Here is a 16873-nt window from a genome sequence, read left to right on the forward strand (position 1 = left end):
TCGAATGATTTTTCAACGCGCCCTGAGACGCGAGCTTGCCAGTTCCGCAGGGGCTACCTTCACGGTACTGTTCACCATCATCCTGACCTGGACCCTGATCAGGATCCTCGGCCAGGCTGCCGGCGGCAAGGTCGCATCGAGCGATGTTCTCGCTCTGATCGCGTTTGCATCCCTGAATTATCTGCCAACTGTGCTGATCCTCACCAGCTTTATTTCCGTGCTGATGGTGGTCACGCGGACGTACAAGGACTCGGAAATGGTGGTGTGGTTCGCCTCCGGCCAGAGCCTCACGGCCTGGATACGGCCGGTGCTGGTGTTCGGCGCGCCGCTGATCCTGATCACGGCCATGCTGGCTTTCTACGGCACGCCATGGGCCAAGCAGCGCAGCGCGGAATATGTGGAGCGCTTCGCCAAGCGTGAAGACCTGCAGAAGGTATCGCCCGGCCAGTTCAAGGAATCCTCGTCCGCCAACCGCATCTTCTTCGTGGAAGGCACCTCGGGCCAGACATCCTCGGTACAGAACGTGTTCGTCAACACCGTCGATGCGCGCGGCACCTCCGTCATTGTGGCGAAAGAGGGCGTGATCGATGTGGCGCCGAACGGCGAGCGCTATCTGGTGCTGAACAACGGCCGCCGCTACCAGGGCACGCCGGGCCAGGCCGACTTCCAGACCATGGAGTTCGAACGCTACAGCATGCGCGTGGCGGCCCAGGTGCAGGAACTGGGCAGCGAGCTGGAAGTGAATGCGATTCCCACCTCGGTGCTGGTCAAGACGCCCGGCAATGCGGCGCGCGCCGAGCTGCTGTGGCGCATCTCGCTGCCGGTGACTTGCCTGATCCTGATGCTGCTGGCGATTCCGCTCGGCTTCGTCAACCCGCGCGCGGGCAGCTCGGCCAACCTGATTATCGCGCTGCTGATCTTCTTCACCTATAACAATACGGTGAAGGTGGTGGAAGCCAGCGTCAAGCAGGGCAAGTTTGCCTTTGGCAGCGCGTGGTGGCCGCTGCACCTCGCGGCCATCATCGCCGTCATCGTACTGTTCGCGTGGCGCATGAACGTGAATCACCGCTTCCACCCGCGCCATATGCTGGCCTCCTTTAAACGCAAGAAGGTGGCGGCATGAAGATCCTGCAGCGCTATTTCGCCGTCTCCATCCTGCAGGCGGTGGCCTTCGTGATGCTGGCCTTCCTTGGCCTGCTGGCCTTCATGGACCTCACGGGCGAGCTGCCGCGCCTGGGCAAGAACGGCTACGAGCTGCCCTATGCGCTGCTGTATGTGGTGGCCCTGATTCCGAGCCATGTGTATGAGGTGATGCCGGTAGCGGCGCTGATCGGCACCATCTATACGATGGCGCAGTTCGCATCGACCTCGGAATTCACCATCATGCGCGCAGCCAGCATGTCCACGCGCATGGCGGGCATGATGCTGTTCAAGATCGGTGCCGTGCTGGTGGTGATCACCTTTATCTTCGGCGAGCTGATTACGCCGCGCACCGCCCCCTTTGCGGAGAAGCTGCGGCTCACAGGGCGCGGCGCCACGGTGTCTGCCGAGTTCAAGTCGGGCCTGTGGACCAAGGACGTGATCAAGAGCGAGGGCATGACCGGTACCGTGCTGGGCTCGCGCTTCTTCAATGTGCGCGAGGTGCGCCCGGACGGCACCCTGGTCGGCGTGAAGCTCTATGAGTTCGACAACAATTTCCGCCTGCGCACGCTGACCGAAGCGAAGTCCGGCACCTTCCAGGGCAACAACCGCTGGCGCCTGGAAGAGGTCACGGAGAATATCTTCAGCAACCCGGCCCTGCTCAAGGAAGGCGCGCAGGCCACGGCAGCCAACAATTTCAACCAGGAGACCGGCCTGGTGGAGATCCGCAAGCATGCGAGTACGGACCTGATCTCCGAGATCACGCCCAAGATCCTGTCGGTATCGGCGTCCGATCCGGAGAGCATGTCGGCCAATGAGCTGGCCGTGTACACGCGCCACCTGGCCGAGAACAAGCAGGGTACCGAGCGCTTCAAGATCGCGTTCTGGAAGAAGCTGTTCGATCCGCTGGCCGTGTTCGTGCTGATGGCGCTGGCGCTGCCTTTCGCTTACCTGCATACGCGCAGCGGCGGCGTGAGCCTGAAGATCTTCATCGGCATCATGATCGGCGTCAGCTTCCTGCTGGTGAACACGCTGTTCTCGCACATCGGCGTGCTGTCGTCGGTACCCGCGATCATCACGGCAATCATGCCGAGCGTGATCTTCCTGGCGCTGGCGGTCGGCGCCCTGTGGTGGGTGGAGCGGCACTGATGGGCAAGCGCGCACTGGTCCTGTTTGCGCACGGCGCGCGGGCGGCCAGCTGGGCCGCGCCCTTCGAGCGCCTGCGCGACATGACGCGCGAGCGCCTGCCCGACATGGATGTATCGCTGGCCTTCCTGGAACTGATGTCGCCGCGCCTGCCGGAGCAGGTAGCGCTGCTGGCTGCGCAGGGCGTGGAGGAGCTGACCGTGGTGCCGGTCTTCCTGGGGCAGGGCGGCCACGTGCTGCGTGACCTGCCCCTGATGCTGGATGAACTGCGCGCTGCCTACCCCCGGATGTCGATCAGGGCTGCGGGCGCCGTCGGCGAAGCGCCGGACGTGTTGCGCGCCATGACGGATTACTGCGTGTCCGCCGCTTCCTGATCCCGCTTCATTTCCAGCTCGGCCATCGCGGCCGAAATCGCGCCCGGTTCCGCCAGTTCCTTCGCAACCCAGTCCTTTGCTTCATCGGCGTCGAGCAGTTCCAGTGCGGCACTGTCGGCCACCTCCTGGCCCAGTCCCCGCATCAGTTGCAGCAATTGGGCCGCTTCGCCCGCGTATCCGATGGTTTCCGCCAGGACGCGTGCCTCCACCTTGTGGCTGGGCGCCGGCCACAGATGCTTCCAGATGTCGTTCAGGCGTGTGCCATGGGCCGCCAGCTGGGCCTGTGGATCCGGCGCATAGCGGTGTGCGAGCGCGTAATCGCCTACGGCGAGAATGGCGGCGAAGGCGCGGCGGAAGTAGCGCTGCGCCAGTTCCGGACGCGCCGATTCGAGCTGCAGGAAAAGGGCGTGGGTCGCTTCCGGCTGTCCCAGCGCGTCGTCCATGGCGGCGATGTCGTGGAAGCGCTCGGCCTTTGTTCCGCCGGGAGCCACGGCCGTCGTGTGCACGTCGCCCTGGCGCAGCAAAGCCGCTTCGCGTTCGCGTATCTTCTGCAGCGAGATGCGGGCGGGTGCGTGCACGCGCGCCAGCTGGCCCCAGTCCTTGAGCGCAAAATGCTTGATGAAGGCCAGCGTGGGGTCGGACGACTGCACGGCGTTGAACTCTTCGTGAACGGCGAGCGCTTCGTCGTAGCGGCCTTCCAGCATGTCCTGCTGCGCCTGTTCCAGTTTGACCAGTAGTTCTTCCATCATTGCTCCTGTGCGGGTGCGGCATTGCCGCGGGCATGGTTCACCATGGCCGCGATGGTCGCGCCGGGATTGTCGAATTCGCGCTGCACGGCATCGCGCAGGGCAGGGGATTCCAGCTGGTCCAGCGCGGCGGCGGACACTGCGGCCGCTTCCTCATCATCGCCCTGGCGCCGCAGCACTTCGAGCACCAGCCGCACTTCCTTCGCATAGTTCAGCACATAGGCCAGCAGCGCGGGCGCCGACGCGGTGCTGCCGCTCTTCGCCAGTTCCGTGACATAGGCATTCAGGCGCTGCGCCAGCGTGCCCACGCGCTCCAGCGGCTGCGGAATATAGCGGCGGGCCAGCGCGAAGTCTTCGGTGGCCACCAGCGCGGGCAGGGCGAAATCGGCACACTGCCGCGCGAGGTCGGGCATCTGGATGTCCAGCTGGGTAAATAATTCCTGCGTGGCGCGCTCGTCGCCGAGGGCGCTGTTGATGGCGCTGATGTCGTGGAACAGCTGCACGGTAGCGCCGCCATTCAGCATGCGCGCCGTATCGCGGTCGCGCAGGCCTTGCAAGGCACGCCGCGCCAGCGGGAACTGTTCGCCCAGGTAGATCCAGTCGCGCAGCGCGAAGGACAGGCGCACCCCTGCCATCGCAGGTTCCACATTCAGCGCGTTTTCGTGAAACCACAGGTGGTCGCGCAGCGCGTCTTCAAAGCGCTTTTCCTCGCGCGCCTTGCGCGCGCGGTCCAAGATGTCGTGGGCTTGCCCCATACTGCCTCCTGCATGAACGAAGGCCGTATTTTAAGCTACTTGCGGGGGATGTCGCGGGCTTTCATCGCTTCGCCCAGCATCACGAGAACGGGGCCGTTGGCCGTGTCCAGGCCATGCGCCAGCTGGGCCAGCGTAATGCGTTCGATGCGCTGCTCCGGGCGGCTGACGTTTTCGATGACGAGTACCGGGGTGTCCACGCGGCGGCCCTGGGCCAGCAGGCGCTGCGCGGTCGCAATGGCCTCGCGCCCGCCCATGTACTGCACCAGGGTGTCGGTGGAGGGGATCGCCACCTCATCGGTATGGCCGGGCGCGGTGCTGGAGGTGAAGAAGGCCACGCTGCGGGCGATGCCGCGCTTGGTCAGCGGCTGTTTCGCCGCGGCAGCGGCAGCAACGGCTGTGGTGATGCCGGGCACCACTTCGACCTCGATGCCGTGCGCTTCCAGCGCAGTCAGCTCCTCGTCGGCGCGGCCGAACAGCATCGGGTCGCCGCCCTTGAGCCGGACCACGCGCTGGTACTTGCCCGCGCATTCGATGAGCTGCTGGTTGATGAATTCCTGCGCGGCGGAACGCTGGCCATAGCGCTTGCCGACCGAAATCTTTACGGCCTTCGGGCACAGCTCCAGCATCTGCTCCGTCACCAGCGCGTCGTACAGCACCACATCGGCCTCGCCGAGGATGCGTGCGCCGCGCAGGGTAATGAGATCCTGGGCGCCGGGGCCGGCGCCAACGAGCCATACTTTGCCGTACTGCCCCATTTCAGGCAGCAATGCGGATCATGCCCGCCGCCACGGTTTGATGGCTTACCTCGTCGATCAGGATGAAGGCGCCGGTGGCACGGATCGCATCATAGGCGTCGGCGGCCAGCGGCTGCTGCACGGTCAGCGCGATCTGCGCCACGTCGTTCAGCTTCAGCGCTTCCGCGGGATGGCGCCGCTGGGTGTTGATGTCCAGCAGGGAATCGATCTTCGTGATCTTTGCCGCAGTCTGTTTGGTGCCGTGTTTCAGCCAGTATTTGCGGCGCAGGTCCAGCGGTTCTTCAGACAGCCAGCACACATCGGCGCTGACCTGCTTCAGCAGCTGGGCGGGCTGTTCGGCCGAGGCCAGCATATCGCCGCGCGACACGTCCACATACTCGTTCAGCAGCAGGGTGATGGACTGGCCTGCGATGGCCGACTGCTGCGAACCGTCGAAGGTCTGGATATCCTTGACGGTAGCGGTCTGGCCGGAAGGCTGCACCACCAGCTTGTCGCCGACGGCGACCTTGCCGGACTCGATGCGGCCCATATACCCGCGGAAGTCGTTCGCCTCATGGCCGTTGTGGCGGGCCACCAGCTGCACCGGGAAGCGGAAGGGCGCATTGTGCGATTCGTCGTACACCGTCAGCGATTCGAGCAGCTCGATCAGCGTTGGGCCCTGGTACCAGCCCATCTTCTCGCTTGGCTCCACCACGTTGTCGCCGGTGAGGGCGGACAGCGGGATGGCGGTGATATCCTTCAGGCCGAGCGTCCGGGCGAATTCCTTGTAGGCCTTCACGATGCGCTCGTACACGTCCTGGTCGTAGTTCACCAGGTCCATCTTGTTGACGGCCACCACCACGTGCTCGATCTGCAGCAGGTGGGCGATGGTCGAGTGGCGCTTGGTCTGGATCAGCAGGTCCACGCCGCCGTCCTCGCGCAGCTTCACCTTCGATACGTCGACCAGGATGATCACGGCATCGGCGGTGGAGGCGCCAGTCACCATATTGCGGGTGTACTGCTCATGGCCCGGCGTGTCGGCGATGATGAACTTGCGCTTCGGCGTGGCGAAGTAGCGGTAGGCCACGTCGATGGTGATGCCCTGTTCGCGTTCGGCTTCCAGGCCGTCCGTCAGCAGCGACAGGTCGATGGTGTCGCCCACGGTGCGTTTGTGCTTGGCGCGCGATACGGCGGCCAGCTGGTCGGCGAAGATGCCCTTGCTGTCGAACAGCAGGCGGCCGATCAGCGTGCTCTTGCCGTCGTCGACGGAGCCGGCGGTGATAAAGCGGAGCAGGCCTTTTTCAGCGAATTGTTCGTTCATTGCGTTCATCAGAAATAACCTGCTTTTTTACGTTTTTCCATCGAGGCTTCGGAAGTCTGGTCGTCCATCCGGGTGGCGCCGCGTTCGGTGATCTGGGTGACGGCCGTTTCCGCGATGATCGCGTCCACGTCGGCGGCGTCGGAAGATACAGGGCAGGTGCAGGAGATATCGCCCACGGTGCGGAAGCGCACCACCTGCGTTTCGATCGTCTCGCCTTCGCGCGCCGGCGTCAGGTCCGTCAGCGGCACCAGCAGGCCGTTGCGCGGGATAACCTGGCGTTCGTGCGCGAAGTAGATCGAAGGCAGGGCCAGTTTTTCGCGTGCGATGTACTGCCACACATCCAGCTCGGTCCAGTTCGAAATCGGGAACACGCGCATGTTTTCGCCCGGATGCACACGGGTGTTATACAGGTCCCATAGTTCCGGGCGCTGCGCTTTCGGATCCCATTGGCCGAATTCGTCGCGGAAGGAGAAGATGCGCTCCTTGGCGCGGGCCTTCTCTTCGTCGCGGCGCGCGCCGCCGATGCAGGCGTCGAAGCCGTGTTCGGCAATGGTTTCCAGCAGGGTGACTGCCTGCGCGGCATTGCGCGAATCGGTCTGCGGATTACGCAGGCGCACCGTGCCTTTCTTGATCGAGTCTTCCACCGAACCCACGATCAGGCGTTCGCCCAGTTCCGCCACACGGCGGTCGCGGAATTCGATCACTTCCGGGAAGTTGTGGCCCGTGTCGATATGCACCAGGGGGAAGGGAAATTTACCCGGACGGAAAGCCTTCTCCGCAAGGCGCAGCAGCACCACCGAGTCCTTACCGCCCGAGAACAGCAGTGCAGGGTTGCTGCACTCCGCCGCCACCTCGCGCAGGATATGGATCGCTTCCGATTCCAGCGCGTCCAGATGGCGCGCGTTCACGTTTTCTGCCAGTACACTCATATTCTTTTCCTGAAGTGGCGCTTACGCAGCCACGGATTTAATGCGAATCAGTTTGCCGTCCACCATATGCAGGCCGCATTCCTTGGAATCGGGATTCTCCCACCACCAGCGGCCGGCGCGCACATCCTCGCCCGGCTGGACGGCACGGGTGCAGGGTTCGCAGCCGATGGACGGATATCCCTGGTCATGGAGAGCATTGTAAGGCACGCCATTGCTCCGCAGGTAGTCCCACACCTCCTGCTCGGACCAGTCGGCCAGGGGGTTGAACTTCACCATGCCGTGCGCGGCGTCGTCTTCCTGCACCGCCAGCTCCGAGCGGGTGGTGGACTGGGCGCGGCGCTGGCCGGTAATCCATGCCTTGTTGCCCGCCAGCGCACGGCTCAGCGGTTCAACCTTGCGGATGCGGCAGCATTCGCGCCGCATCTCGATGCTGTCGTAAAAGGCGTTCAGGCCGTTCTGCGCCACATAGGCATCCACCGCATCGGTTTGCGGACGGAAAAGGGCGATCTCGTAGCCATAGTGTTCCTTGACCTTGTCCAGCATCGCCAGCGTTTCCTTGTGCAGGCGGCCCGTCTCCAGCGAGAAGATGCCGATCGGCAGGCGGGCTTTCAGGATCAGGTCCGTCAGCACCATGTCTTCAGCCGCGAGGCTGGAGGCGAATACGGCGGGCGTGAATTCCTGTGCGATGCGCGTCAGCGTCTGCTGCGTGTCCGCGATCAGTGTGCTCATGCTGCCTCCGCTCAGATGCCGGCGCCGGCATCTTTGTGCTCGGCGGCTGCACTGCGGTGATGGCGGCGGAACAGCGGCGCCTTGGTATCCACCGAAGCCTGGTAGGTTTCGGAGAACACGGTGAGGCCTTTCAGTGCATCCTCGATGCTGCGGTCCTTGCGCGTGTCGTAGGCATCGAAGCCCACACGCTGCATGGAAAACAGCTGGTCGCGCAGCACATCGCCGATGGCGCGCAGTTCGCCCTTGTAACCCAGCCGCATGCGCAGGTTATAGGCGATGGAATAGCCGCGGCCATCGGTGAACTTTGGGAAGTCGACCGCAATCACGCCAAAGCGCGGCAGATCGTCGCGCAGCACTTCCGGACGCTGGTCCGGCGCCAGCCACACGCCGATGTCGGAACGGGCCGACAGCGCTTCGCGCTGCGCCTCCCACACGGCCAGCGGCACGATCGTTTTACCCGCGGGGACTTCCACCGATGCCGCTTCCTGGCCTTCGGCCAGGCGCAGCAGCTGCCATTCGTTCGCCACGATGCTGCGGCCCTTGATGATTTGATCAGGCATATTCGTCCTCTCCTACCAGACGGCCGGCATCGGCAATCGGCGTTGCATATACAAAGTCCTTGAATGGCGCCACGCCGAGGCGCTGCGCGGTATCGACGAAGCGCTCGTCCGGCGTGCGCTCACGCAGGTATACCTGCAGCAGGCGGTCGATCACTTCGGGCATCTGCTGCGCGGAGAAGGATGGTCCGATGATCTTGCCGATGGCGGAGTTGTTGCCCTGCGAGCCGCCGATCGACACCTGGTACCATTCGCTGCCGTCCTTGTCCACGCCCAGCACGCCGATGCTGCCCACGTGGTGGTGGCCGCAGGCGTTGATGCAGCCTGAGATATTGAGCTCGATATCGCCGATATCGTGCAGGAAGTCCAGGTGGTCGAAGCGCTCCGCAATGGAGGCGGCAATCGGAATCGACTTGGCATTGGCCAGCGAGCAGAAATCGCCGCCCGGGCAGCAGATCATGTCGGTCAGCAGGCCGATATTCGGGGTCGCCAGGCCGCGCGCCTTGATCTCGGTCCACAGCGCGAACAGCTTCGACTGCTCCACGTCGGCCAGCACGATATTCTGTTCGTGGGTCACGCGCAGTTCGCCGAAGCTGTAGCGATCCGCCAGGTCGGCCATGAAGTCCATCTGCTCGGCGGTGGCATCGCCCGGCGGCACGCCGGTCTTCTTCAGAGACAGCACCACGGCCGCGTAGCCCGGCACCTTGTGCGGCTTCACATTGCGCTTCAGCCAGTTGCCGAAGGCCTTGTTGTCCGCATGTTCCGCCGCCGGATCGATGGCCGGCAGCGTCTCGTAGGCATGCGGCTGGAAGTAGGCGATGATGCGCTCCATCTCTTCCAGCGTCAGGGTCTGCTCGCTGCCTTTCAGGTCCGCCCATTCCTCTTCCACCTGGCGCGTGAATTCTTCCACGCCGATGGCCTTCAGCAGGATCTTGATGCGGGCCTTGTACTTGTTGTCGCGGCGGCCGTACTGGTTATACACGCGCATGATCGCTTCGGTATAGGTCAGCAGGTGTTCGCGCGGCAGGAACTCGCGGATCACGCTGCCCAGGATAGGCGTGCGGCCCATGCCGCCGCCCACCATGACCTTGAAGCCGATCTCGCCTGCCTCATTCTTCACCACGGTCAGGCCGATATCGTGCACGGCGATGGCCGCGCGGTCTTCCAGCGCGCCGTTGATCGCCACCTTGAACTTGCGGGGCAGGGCGATGAACTCGGGGTGGAAGGTGGACCACTGGCGCAGCACCTCCGCATAGGGGCGCGGATCGATGATCTCGTCCGCCGCGACGCCGGCGAATTCGTCGGAGGTCACGTTGCGGATGCAGTTGCCCGAGGTCTGGATCGCGTGCATTTCCACCGAGGCCAGGTCGGCCAGGATATCCGGCGTCTGTTCCAGTTCGATCCAGTTGAACTGGATATTCTGGCGCGTGGTGAAGTGGCCATAGCCGCGGTCGTACTTGCGCGCGATATGGGCGAACATGCGCATCTGCTGCGAGGACAGCAGGCCGTAAGGCACCGCAATGCGCAGCATATAGGCATGGCGCTGCATATACAGGCCGTTCTGCAGGCGGAGTGGCAGGAACTCTTCTTCCGTCAGCTCGCCGGCAATGCGGCGGCGAACCTGGTCGCGGTACTGCTCAATCCGCTCGCGGATGATGAGATGGTCAAATTGATCGTATTGGTACATGCTGTTCCCGAAAGGCTTTCCCCAAAGTAGCTCCAATAGTAATAAACTCACGCTTTATTCCAAACGACTTAGTCTTTATTTGCTTATATACGGATAGGGCATAAGCATCAGCGTAAAATACGGCTTGGGGAAGCCAACGGAACAGCAATGAACCTTCATCAACTGCGATTTGTGCGGGAAGCCGTACGCCAGAACTACAACCTGACCGACGCCGCCAAGGCCTTGTTTACCTCCCAGCCGGGGGTGTCCAAGGCCATTATCGAGCTGGAAGAAGAGTTGGGCGTGGACATCTTTACCCGCCACGGCAAGCGGATCCGGGGCCTGACCGAACCGGGCCGGCTGGTGCTGGAGTCGGTCGAGCTCATCATGCAGGAGATCGACAGCCTGAAACGCATCGGCAAGGAATATGCGGCGCAGGACAGCGGCAGCTTCACCATTGCCACCACCCACACCCAGGCGCGCTATACCCTGCCGAAAGTGGTGCAGGCCTTCATGCAGAAATTCCCCAAGGTGCGCTTGTCTTTATTGCAAGGAAATCCGAAGCAGATCGCGGAGATGGTGCAGCGCGACCAGGCCGACCTGGCCATCGCCACCGAATCCATTGCGGGCATCGACGGCCTCATCACGCTGCCCTGCTATCAGTGGGAGCACGTGGTGGTGGTCCCCCCCGACCATCCGCTGCTGAAGCTGAAGGCGGTGACGCTGGAGGATATTTCCTCCTATCCCGTCATTACCTACGACAGTGCCTTTGCCGGCCGCAGCAAGATCGACCATGCCTTCTCGCTGCGGGGCCTGAAGCCGGACGTGCTGCTGGAAGCCATCGACGCCGACGTCATCAAGACCTATGTGGAACTGGGCATGGGTATCGGCATCATCGCCGGCATGGCCTTCGACTCCGAGCGCGACCGCAACCTGCGCGCCATTTCCGTGGGCCACCTGTTCGGCATGAACGTGTCGCGCGTGGCCGTGAAGCAGGGCGCCTACCTGCGCTCCTATATATATACCTTTATCGAACTGCTGGCCCCAACGCTGAACCGTAAGCTCATCGAGCAGGCGATGCGCGGCGAGCAGGAACACTACGAGCTGTAATCACCATGAATCACGAAACGCTGGCGAAATATTACGCCGTTCACGCCAATCAATATGAAGGCGTCTACCTGAAGCCCGAGCGCCAGGCCGAGCTGGCCGCGCTGAAAACCCGTCTGGCCGAAGTATTACGCGGTCATAAAGTGCTGGAAATAGCCTGCGGCACCGGCTACTGGACCGAGGCTTTTGCATCTAGCGCCGCCTCGGTGCATGCCACCGACCTCAACCCGGAGATGCTGGCCCTGGCCCAGGCGCGCGGCCTGAACGGGGTGAGCTTCGCTGAGGCCGACGCCTTCGACCTGCCGGCCGCTCCCGGCGCCTATACTGCCGTGTTCGCCGGATTCTGGTGGTCGCACGTCAAAAAAGAAGAGCAGGACGCCTTCCTCGCGCAACTGCGCGCAAAAGTCGGCAAGGACGTGCTTCTGGTCCTGATGGACAACTGCTATGTGGACGGCAGCAGCCTGCCGATCGCCCGCACGGACGTGGAAGGCAATACCTACCAGTTTCGTGACACGGCCGGCGGCGAACGTTTCGAAATTGTGAAAAATTTCCTGAGCGATTCCCAGCTGCGCAAGAAAATGGCGGACCGCGTGCGCGAGATCCGCATTGAACGCTCGCGCTATTACTGGCTTCTGAGCTGCCGTCTCAAATAAGCTGCTGCGTAAAAGCAACAACTTGCTGATGTCATATTGTTGAAGTATTTGCCGGGCACACTACGCCCCGGTAGATCCAAGGCGATCACTAAGTCCTTAAACTTCAAGAAACGAGATCATCAAGTGAAAAAAATTACTCTGGCAGCACTGGTTATGGGCGCTTTCGCAGCTTCGGCGCAGGCGCAATCGAACGTTACGATTTATGGCGTGGTGGACGCTGGTATCGTCCGTGAAAGCGGCGGCGTTGCAGGCGATGTGACCAAAGTAACCAGCGGCATCGGCAGCCAGTCCCGCATCGGTTTCCGCGGCACGGAAGATCTGGGTGGCGGCCTGTCCGCCTTCTTCACCCTCGAATCGGGCTATCGTATCGATGACGGCTCCCTGGACAATACCAACAGCGCGCTGTTCAACCGCCAGGCCCTGGTTGGCCTGAAGAGCAAGGAACTGGGCAGCCTGAGCCTGGGCCGCCAGTACAACCCGCTGTATAACGCCCTGAGCCAGGTTGGCGATCCCTTCGGCGCCGGTTACGCAGGCAACTCCAAGAACCTGTTCCCGACCGGCGGCGTGAACACCCGCGTGAGCAATGCCGTGGTCTACACCACCCCGTCGGCATCCGGCTTCTCGGCTGACGTGCTGTACGGCCTGGGCGAACAGCCTGGCGACAACACCGCCGCCCGCCAGTTCTCCATCGGCCTGAACTATGCACAAGGCCCGCTGAACGCGCGCCTGGTGTACAACAACCGCAACAACGACACCATCGCTTCCGGCACCACCCCGGCAGTGAGCCGTGAAGAAGGCAAGAACACCCTGTTCGCCATCAACTACGACTTCAAGGTTGTGAAAGCCTTCTTCGCCTACGAGGCGGACAAGGGCCTGAACAGCGCACCGCTGCCAGTGGCCAACGCCTATGGCTACAAAGTGGCGCCGAAGCCATCGACCGACGGCGCTGAAGCCCTGGTCGGCCTGACCGCCCCACTGGGCAACGGCACCCTGATGGCTTCCTACATCAACAAGAACGACAAGACCGTGAACAACCAGGACGCCACCCAGTGGGCGCTGGGTTATTCCTACGCCCTGTCGAAGCGCACCACCACCTATGTGGCGTACGCGAAGATCAAGAACAAGAACGGTGCCGGCTACACCGTGGGCAACAACAACGAAGCCGGCAGCGGCGACAGCGCCTTCAACCTGGGCGTTCGTCACGCGTTCTAAGTACAGCTGATGCGAGGGCGCCTTGGAGGGCGTCTGACTTTGGTGCCGTCCGGTGCAAACCGGGCGGCATTTTTTTATGAAAAGTGCCGCGCAATAAGTGGAAGCAGCTGGGCAAAGAACACAGCGCTGATGATCCACATAAGCATCCGGGTCTGCCGGGCTTCGAAATAGGCCTTCAACGCCTCTATCTGCGTTCTCAGCGATTCGATATCCGTCCTCGTCGCCATCGTTTCCTGGATGACTTTTACGGCAACTTTCAGGTCGGCTACATCCTGCTCTACTTTTGCGAGTCTGGCTTCCATGTTTGGATCATAGTCCTGTTTGCGGTTCCCGCCGTTCATGTTGGATGCGCCTTTCCAGAAGAAGTTCCCGGCAGCGGCAGCCGGATATGGATGCTGGTGCCGGCCGCGCTGCCGGTAATCTCGATCTCTCCGCGCAGCGCCTGCACCCGCTCGCGCATGCCGAGCAGGCCGAAGGAGGACGCTTTCCTGAAATCCGCAGGGCGAATGCCGCACCCGTCATCCTCGATATCGATGCGCAGCATCGCAGACTCGCGCCGCAGCGCCACATGCGCGGTCCCGGCCGCCGCATGCCGCGCCACATTGGTCAGCGATTCCTGCACGATGCGGTATACGGCCGTGCTGAAAGCATCGTCGAACATGAGCTCTGTCTCCTGCGCGTCGAGCAGGCAGCTGATGCCATGCCGCTGCTCGAACTCATTACGCAGCGCCTGCAGCGCAAAATACAGCCCGCCTTCATCCAGCGCGAGCGGCCGCAGGTTGCCGGCAATGCGCCGCAGCGACACGATGGCGGACAGCAGGCGCCGGTCCATGCCCTCCAGCTGCTCGCGCACGCCGGGCTCGCGCGCGTCGCGCTGCATCAGCAGGTTCACGTCCACCCGCAGTGTGGCAAGCAGCTGTCCCAGGTCGTCATGCAGCTCGCGCGCGATGAAAGCACGCTCATCTTCCCGGATCGATTCGATGGCATGATCGCTTGCGCGCCGTCCTGCGGTGCGAACGTGCGGCGCAGGACGGAAACGGCGGAATAGTCGGAATGCACGCATGGAAGCTCCCCAGGCTGCGGCAAAGGCAGCCTTGAAAAGACCGTAATACAGGCAGCGCGAGGGGAGTTGAGATGGCGCAGAGCCCGCGCAATGGCGGGCTCCGGCGGGGAATTACATCTGTTTGAACAGGTGCAGGAAGGAACGGCTCACTTCAAGCTTGTCGGGACGGCCCTTGATCATCACCAGGTGGCGGCCGCGGATATCGCGGGTCACGCCTTCAATGGCATTCACGTTGACCAGCGTAGCGCGGTGAATCTGCCAGAACAGGGCCGGATCCAGCTCTTCGGCCAGGTCGCGCACCGGCTTGCGGATCAGCGCTTCGAATTTGTCGGTCTGCACGCAGGTATATTTTTCGTCCGAACGGAAGAACAGGATTTCCTCGACCGGAATCATGCGCAGATCCTGGCCGATGCTGGCCTGGATCCACTGCAGGAACTTCGGCTTCGGCGTCGCTATCTTTTCCGCCAGTTGCGACAGCATGGCCGTCACGCTTGCGTTCACATCGCCGCCGGCCGGCGCATCCTTGCGGTTCTTCAGGCGGTCGACGGTAATCTTCAGGCGCTCCGGCTCCGGCGGTTTCAGCACATAGTCCACGGCGCCGCGCTCGAAGGCCTCCACCGCATAGGCATCGTAAGCGGTAACAAACACGATCTGGCTCTTGTTGCCGATTTCGGCCGCGGCTTCCATGCCGGTCTTGCCCGGCATGCGGATATCGAGGAAGGTGTAGTCCGGCTTCAGCTCATCGACCAGCTCGATCGCTTCTTCGCCGTTCTTGGCTTCGCCCACAATTTCAAGCTCCGGCCACACCTGGCCCAGGCGCATGCGCAACTGGTCGCGCATCAATCGTTCATCATCAGCAAGAATGGCAGTAGGCATGGCGCAAAAGGTGTTAAAAACAGAAGCTAATTATTCAATGAATCGGCGCGGGAAGCAATCTATTCATGCAGGCTGGGTAGTGGCCAGCTGATAGGGCACTTCGATGATGGCGATCACGCCGCTTGGGCTGTTCGGTTCGATGGTGAGCTTGCCCTGGTCGCCATGCAGCAGTTTCAGGCGCTCGCGGATCGTCATCAGGCCCAAGCCGGTACCATCGCTCGGTTTCGCGCCGAAGCCGAGGCCGTCGTCGGTGACGGTCACGCGCAGCTTGCTGTGCGCCACATCGGCGCGCACTTTCAGCGTTCCGCCTTCCGGCTTGCCTTCCAGGCCGTGCTTGATGGCGTTTTCCACCATCGACTGCAGCATCATGGGCGGGAAGGCGGCGCTGCGCAGGCCGTCGGGAATCTCGAAGTCGATGGTCAGGCGTTCTTCCATGCGCATTTTCAGGAGCGCGAGGTAAGCCACCACCATATCGGCCTCGCGGCCCAGGTTCGTAATCAGCGCGTTGTCGCGCATCTGCGGCAGCACGGCGCGCAGGTACTTGATCAGGCTGCGCTGCATGGCGGAAGCGCGCGGCGGATCGGTTTCGATCAGATGTTCAACGGAGGCCAGCGTGTTGAACAGGAAGTGCGGCTCAACCTGGGCCTGCATCATCTGCATCTTGGCTTCGCTCAGCTGGCGCTGCATGGATTCGCGTTCCGCATTGGCGTTGGCCGACTGGGTTTCAGCCTCCGCCTTCTTTTTGCCGCCCACCAGGGCCTTCATCGCAAACAGGGCCAGCACCAGCAGGGTCACGAAACTCTGGAACCAGGTCGAAGCCTGCTTGTGATAACGCGACACTTTCTCTTCCGCGGCATTGTCCACCGCCTCTTCCAGCGCATTGGACAGTTCCTCGCCGATCTGCGGCGGCAGCTCGATGTGGACTTCCTCGCCGGGCAGAGGAGGCAGGGGCGGCTTCACCGACTTGGCGGGCGGTGCCGCAGGCGCGGGCGCGGCCGGCGCTGCAGGGGCGGCAGGCGCAGCGGGAGCGGCTTCGGCTGCCTCGGCGGCATCGGGTACGGCGGGAACTTCGCCGTCCGGCGATGCGGCGGGCTCCTCATGCGGGCTGCCCATCTCAACCGGAGGCGGCACCGGATCCTTCTCTTTGCGCACCTTGCCACGCGGATTGAAGTGGATGCCGCTGTCGTCGATGACGATATTGGTGTCTGCGCTGCCGGACTGGCGCTTGTGCGACTTGATGACGATGTCTTCGTCCGGGCTGGAGGAGAACAGCTCGTCCTGCAGGATGGACGCGGCAATCATGGCCAGCGCTGCAAACAGGAAGAACTTCCACCAGGACAGTTGCGTCACCCAAACCGCAGTTCGGTCGAAGGCCTTGTGGAGCCAGGCGAGGACCATCTTCAGTGTTTCTTGAGCTTTCGGCATCGGGAACATGCAATTCTTTCGGTAAAGCTTATTAGATGAGTGTAACTGTACGTGCCGGACGCCAGTTCCGCCAGCCAGGTGCGACAGTCTGCAAAAACAGGGGATTGAAACGCAAAAAGGGGTTGACGCTCTTCGTGCCGGGCGGCATAATCTCGTTTCTCTGCTTCACGAACACAACGCTTCGTGAGACACAGCAGGATCTTTAAAAATTAACAGTCGATAAGTGTGGGCGTTTGAAGAAGTGCACGAGGCTTAGGCCTCGATGCTCAAATTATTTAAACGCTCACAAGAAATATTGTAAGTCAGTATTTTGAGTGAGTGACCATGGCAGAAATGCCATAAAACAGAGATTGAACTGAAGAGTTTGATCCTGGCTCAGATTGAACGCTGGCGGCATGCTTTACACATGCAAGTCGAACGGTAACAGGGAGCTTGCTCCG

The 16873-nt window shown here is 62.3% G+C and carries 18 protein-coding genes and 1 rRNA gene; 7 read left to right on the forward strand and 12 right to left on the reverse strand.

Annotation, left to right across the window (positions count from 1 at the left end; genetic code table 11):
- The first annotated feature begins 4 nt into the window (after window positions 1-4).
- From lptF to ACJRPG_RS15930, 3 genes are read left to right on the forward strand one after another with little or no spacing between them, the layout of a single operon-like run.
- A complete protein-coding gene (gene lptF, locus ACJRPG_RS15920) occupies window positions 5-1123 on the forward strand; it encodes an LPS export ABC transporter permease LptF (protein WP_408001070.1) in 1119 nt (372 codons plus the stop codon).
- On the forward strand, window positions 1120-2289 hold the full coding sequence (gene lptG, locus ACJRPG_RS15925) for an LPS export ABC transporter permease LptG (RefSeq protein ID WP_408001071.1): 1170 nt from the start codon (window positions 1120-1122) through the stop codon (window positions 2287-2289). Before lptF ends, lptG begins: the two co-directional genes overlap by 4 nt.
- Window positions 2289-2660 carry a sirohydrochlorin chelatase gene (locus ACJRPG_RS15930; protein WP_408001072.1) on the forward strand — a complete coding sequence of 124 codons (372 nt, stop codon included), beginning with the start codon at window positions 2289-2291 and terminating at the stop codon, window positions 2658-2660. The genes lptG and ACJRPG_RS15930 overlap by 1 nt, the downstream gene beginning before the upstream one ends.
- Here the strand turns inward: ACJRPG_RS15930 and ACJRPG_RS15935 are convergent.
- Genes ACJRPG_RS15935 through ACJRPG_RS15970 form a run of 8 tightly spaced genes read right to left on the reverse strand, consistent with a single transcriptional unit; the run spans window position 2636 to window position 10118 of the window.
- The gene (locus tag ACJRPG_RS15935) at window positions 2636-3409 is read right to left on the reverse strand and encodes a hypothetical protein (RefSeq protein ID WP_408001073.1); all 774 of its coding nucleotides are present in this window, start codon (window positions 3407-3409) and stop codon (window positions 2636-2638) included. The two genes, ACJRPG_RS15930 and ACJRPG_RS15935, sit on opposite strands and share 25 nt — an antisense overlap.
- Window positions 3406-4161 carry a hypothetical protein gene (locus tag ACJRPG_RS15940; protein ID WP_408001074.1) on the reverse strand — a complete coding sequence of 252 codons (756 nt, stop codon included), beginning with the start codon at window positions 4159-4161 and terminating at the stop codon, window positions 3406-3408. The genes ACJRPG_RS15935 and ACJRPG_RS15940 overlap by 4 nt, the downstream gene beginning before the upstream one ends.
- Before the next feature lie 35 nt (window positions 4162-4196).
- Window positions 4197-4916, reverse strand: a complete 720-nt coding sequence (gene cobA, locus ACJRPG_RS15945) for a uroporphyrinogen-III C-methyltransferase (RefSeq protein ID WP_408001091.1) — start codon at window positions 4914-4916, stop codon at window positions 4197-4199.
- Between the two features lies 1 nt (window position 4917).
- Entirely contained in the window at window positions 4918-6225 is a 1308-nt protein-coding gene (locus tag ACJRPG_RS15950; RefSeq protein ID WP_408001075.1) for a sulfate adenylyltransferase subunit 1, read from the reverse strand.
- Window positions 6225-7145, reverse strand: coding sequence for a sulfate adenylyltransferase subunit CysD (gene cysD / locus ACJRPG_RS15955; RefSeq protein WP_408001076.1), 921 nt, complete (start codon window positions 7143-7145; stop codon window positions 6225-6227). The genes ACJRPG_RS15950 and cysD overlap by 1 nt, the downstream gene beginning before the upstream one ends.
- A gap of 21 nt (window positions 7146-7166) precedes the next feature.
- On the reverse strand, window positions 7167-7874 hold the full coding sequence (locus ACJRPG_RS15960; protein ID WP_408001077.1) for a phosphoadenylyl-sulfate reductase: 708 nt from the start codon (window positions 7872-7874) through the stop codon (window positions 7167-7169).
- 11 nt (window positions 7875-7885) lie between these two features.
- Window positions 7886-8434 carry a DUF934 domain-containing protein gene (locus tag ACJRPG_RS15965; RefSeq protein WP_408001078.1) on the reverse strand — a complete coding sequence of 183 codons (549 nt, stop codon included), beginning with the start codon at window positions 8432-8434 and terminating at the stop codon, window positions 7886-7888.
- Entirely contained in the window at window positions 8427-10118 is a 1692-nt protein-coding gene (locus ACJRPG_RS15970; protein WP_408001079.1) for a nitrite/sulfite reductase, read from the reverse strand. The genes ACJRPG_RS15965 and ACJRPG_RS15970 overlap by 8 nt, the downstream gene beginning before the upstream one ends.
- A gap of 147 nt (window positions 10119-10265) precedes the next feature.
- Between ACJRPG_RS15970 and ACJRPG_RS15975 the strand changes: the two genes are divergently transcribed.
- The 3 genes from ACJRPG_RS15975 (at window position 10266) to ACJRPG_RS15985 (ending at window position 13069) form a co-directional block, all read left to right on the forward strand.
- Entirely contained in the window at window positions 10266-11207 is a 942-nt protein-coding gene (locus tag ACJRPG_RS15975; protein WP_408001080.1) for a CysB family HTH-type transcriptional regulator, read from the forward strand.
- 5 nt (window positions 11208-11212) lie between these two features.
- Window positions 11213-11857, forward strand: coding sequence for a class I SAM-dependent methyltransferase (locus ACJRPG_RS15980; RefSeq protein ID WP_408001081.1), 645 nt, complete (start codon window positions 11213-11215; stop codon window positions 11855-11857).
- A gap of 123 nt (window positions 11858-11980) precedes the next feature.
- Window positions 11981-13069: a porin gene (locus ACJRPG_RS15985; RefSeq protein ID WP_408001082.1), complete on the forward strand. Its 1089-nt coding sequence runs from the start codon at window positions 11981-11983 to the stop codon at window positions 13067-13069.
- Between the two features lie 74 nt (window positions 13070-13143).
- On the opposite strand, the gene ACJRPG_RS15990 is transcribed toward ACJRPG_RS15985, so the two are convergent.
- The 4 genes from ACJRPG_RS15990 to ACJRPG_RS16005 form a co-directional block, all read right to left on the reverse strand.
- The gene (locus tag ACJRPG_RS15990; RefSeq protein WP_408001083.1) at window positions 13144-13410 is read right to left on the reverse strand and encodes a hypothetical protein; all 267 of its coding nucleotides are present in this window, start codon (window positions 13408-13410) and stop codon (window positions 13144-13146) included.
- Window positions 13407-14132, reverse strand: a complete 726-nt coding sequence (locus ACJRPG_RS15995; protein WP_408001084.1) for a sensor histidine kinase — start codon at window positions 14130-14132, stop codon at window positions 13407-13409. Before ACJRPG_RS15995 ends, ACJRPG_RS15990 begins: the two co-directional genes overlap by 4 nt.
- 111 nt (window positions 14133-14243) lie before the next feature.
- A complete protein-coding gene (locus ACJRPG_RS16000; protein WP_408001085.1) occupies window positions 14244-15008 on the reverse strand; it encodes a LytR/AlgR family response regulator transcription factor in 765 nt (254 codons plus the stop codon).
- Window positions 15009-15071: 63 nt separating this feature from the next.
- Window positions 15072-16442 carry a sensor histidine kinase gene (locus tag ACJRPG_RS16005; RefSeq protein WP_408001086.1) on the reverse strand — a complete coding sequence of 457 codons (1371 nt, stop codon included), beginning with the start codon at window positions 16440-16442 and terminating at the stop codon, window positions 15072-15074.
- Between the two features lie 343 nt (window positions 16443-16785).
- Between ACJRPG_RS16005 and ACJRPG_RS16010 the strand changes: the two genes are divergently transcribed.
- Window positions 16786-16873: ribosomal RNA gene (locus tag ACJRPG_RS16010) — 16S ribosomal RNA — on the forward strand; the annotation flags it as partial.

The sequence above is a fragment of the Pseudoduganella rhizocola genome (genome assembly GCF_045984285.3).
Taxonomy (GTDB): domain Bacteria; phylum Pseudomonadota; class Gammaproteobacteria; order Burkholderiales; family Burkholderiaceae_D; genus Rugamonas.

What these genes read in the sequence shown, in the direction of transcription:
- lptF (WP_408001070.1), top strand. Translation starts at nt 5, where the DNA reads ATGATTTTTCAACGCGCCCTGAGACGCGAGCTTGCCAGTTCCGCAGGG.
- lptG (WP_408001071.1), top strand. Translation starts at nt 1,120, where the DNA reads ATGAAGATCCTGCAGCGCTATTTCGCCGTCTCCATCCTGCAGGCGGTG.
- ACJRPG_RS15930 (WP_408001072.1), top strand. Translation starts at nt 2,289, where the DNA reads ATGGGCAAGCGCGCACTGGTCCTGTTTGCGCACGGCGCGCGGGCGGCC.
- ACJRPG_RS15935 (WP_408001073.1), bottom strand. Translation starts at nt 3,409, where the DNA reads ATGATGGAAGAACTACTGGTCAAACTGGAACAGGCGCAGCAGGACATG.
- ACJRPG_RS15940 (WP_408001074.1), bottom strand. Translation starts at nt 4,161, where the DNA reads ATGGGGCAAGCCCACGACATCTTGGACCGCGCGCGCAAGGCGCGCGAG.
- cobA (WP_408001091.1), bottom strand. Translation starts at nt 4,916, where the DNA reads ATGGGGCAGTACGGCAAAGTATGGCTCGTTGGCGCCGGCCCCGGCGCC.
- ACJRPG_RS15950 (WP_408001075.1), bottom strand. Translation starts at nt 6,225, where the DNA reads ATGAACGCAATGAACGAACAATTCGCTGAAAAAGGCCTGCTCCGCTTT.
- cysD (WP_408001076.1), bottom strand. Translation starts at nt 7,145, where the DNA reads ATGAGTGTACTGGCAGAAAACGTGAACGCGCGCCATCTGGACGCGCTG.
- ACJRPG_RS15960 (WP_408001077.1), bottom strand. Translation starts at nt 7,874, where the DNA reads ATGAGCACACTGATCGCGGACACGCAGCAGACGCTGACGCGCATCGCA.
- ACJRPG_RS15965 (WP_408001078.1), bottom strand. Translation starts at nt 8,434, where the DNA reads ATGCCTGATCAAATCATCAAGGGCCGCAGCATCGTGGCGAACGAATGG.
- ACJRPG_RS15970 (WP_408001079.1), bottom strand. Translation starts at nt 10,118, where the DNA reads ATGTACCAATACGATCAATTTGACCATCTCATCATCCGCGAGCGGATT.
- ACJRPG_RS15975 (WP_408001080.1), top strand. Translation starts at nt 10,266, where the DNA reads ATGAACCTTCATCAACTGCGATTTGTGCGGGAAGCCGTACGCCAGAAC.
- ACJRPG_RS15980 (WP_408001081.1), top strand. Translation starts at nt 11,213, where the DNA reads ATGAATCACGAAACGCTGGCGAAATATTACGCCGTTCACGCCAATCAA.
- ACJRPG_RS15990 (WP_408001083.1), bottom strand. Translation starts at nt 13,410, where the DNA reads ATGAACGGCGGGAACCGCAAACAGGACTATGATCCAAACATGGAAGCC.
- ACJRPG_RS15995 (WP_408001084.1), bottom strand. Translation starts at nt 14,132, where the DNA reads ATGCGTGCATTCCGACTATTCCGCCGTTTCCGTCCTGCGCCGCACGTT.
- ACJRPG_RS16000 (WP_408001085.1), bottom strand. Translation starts at nt 15,008, where the DNA reads ATGCCTACTGCCATTCTTGCTGATGATGAACGATTGATGCGCGACCAG.
- ACJRPG_RS16005 (WP_408001086.1), bottom strand. Translation starts at nt 16,442, where the DNA reads ATGTTCCCGATGCCGAAAGCTCAAGAAACACTGAAGATGGTCCTCGCC.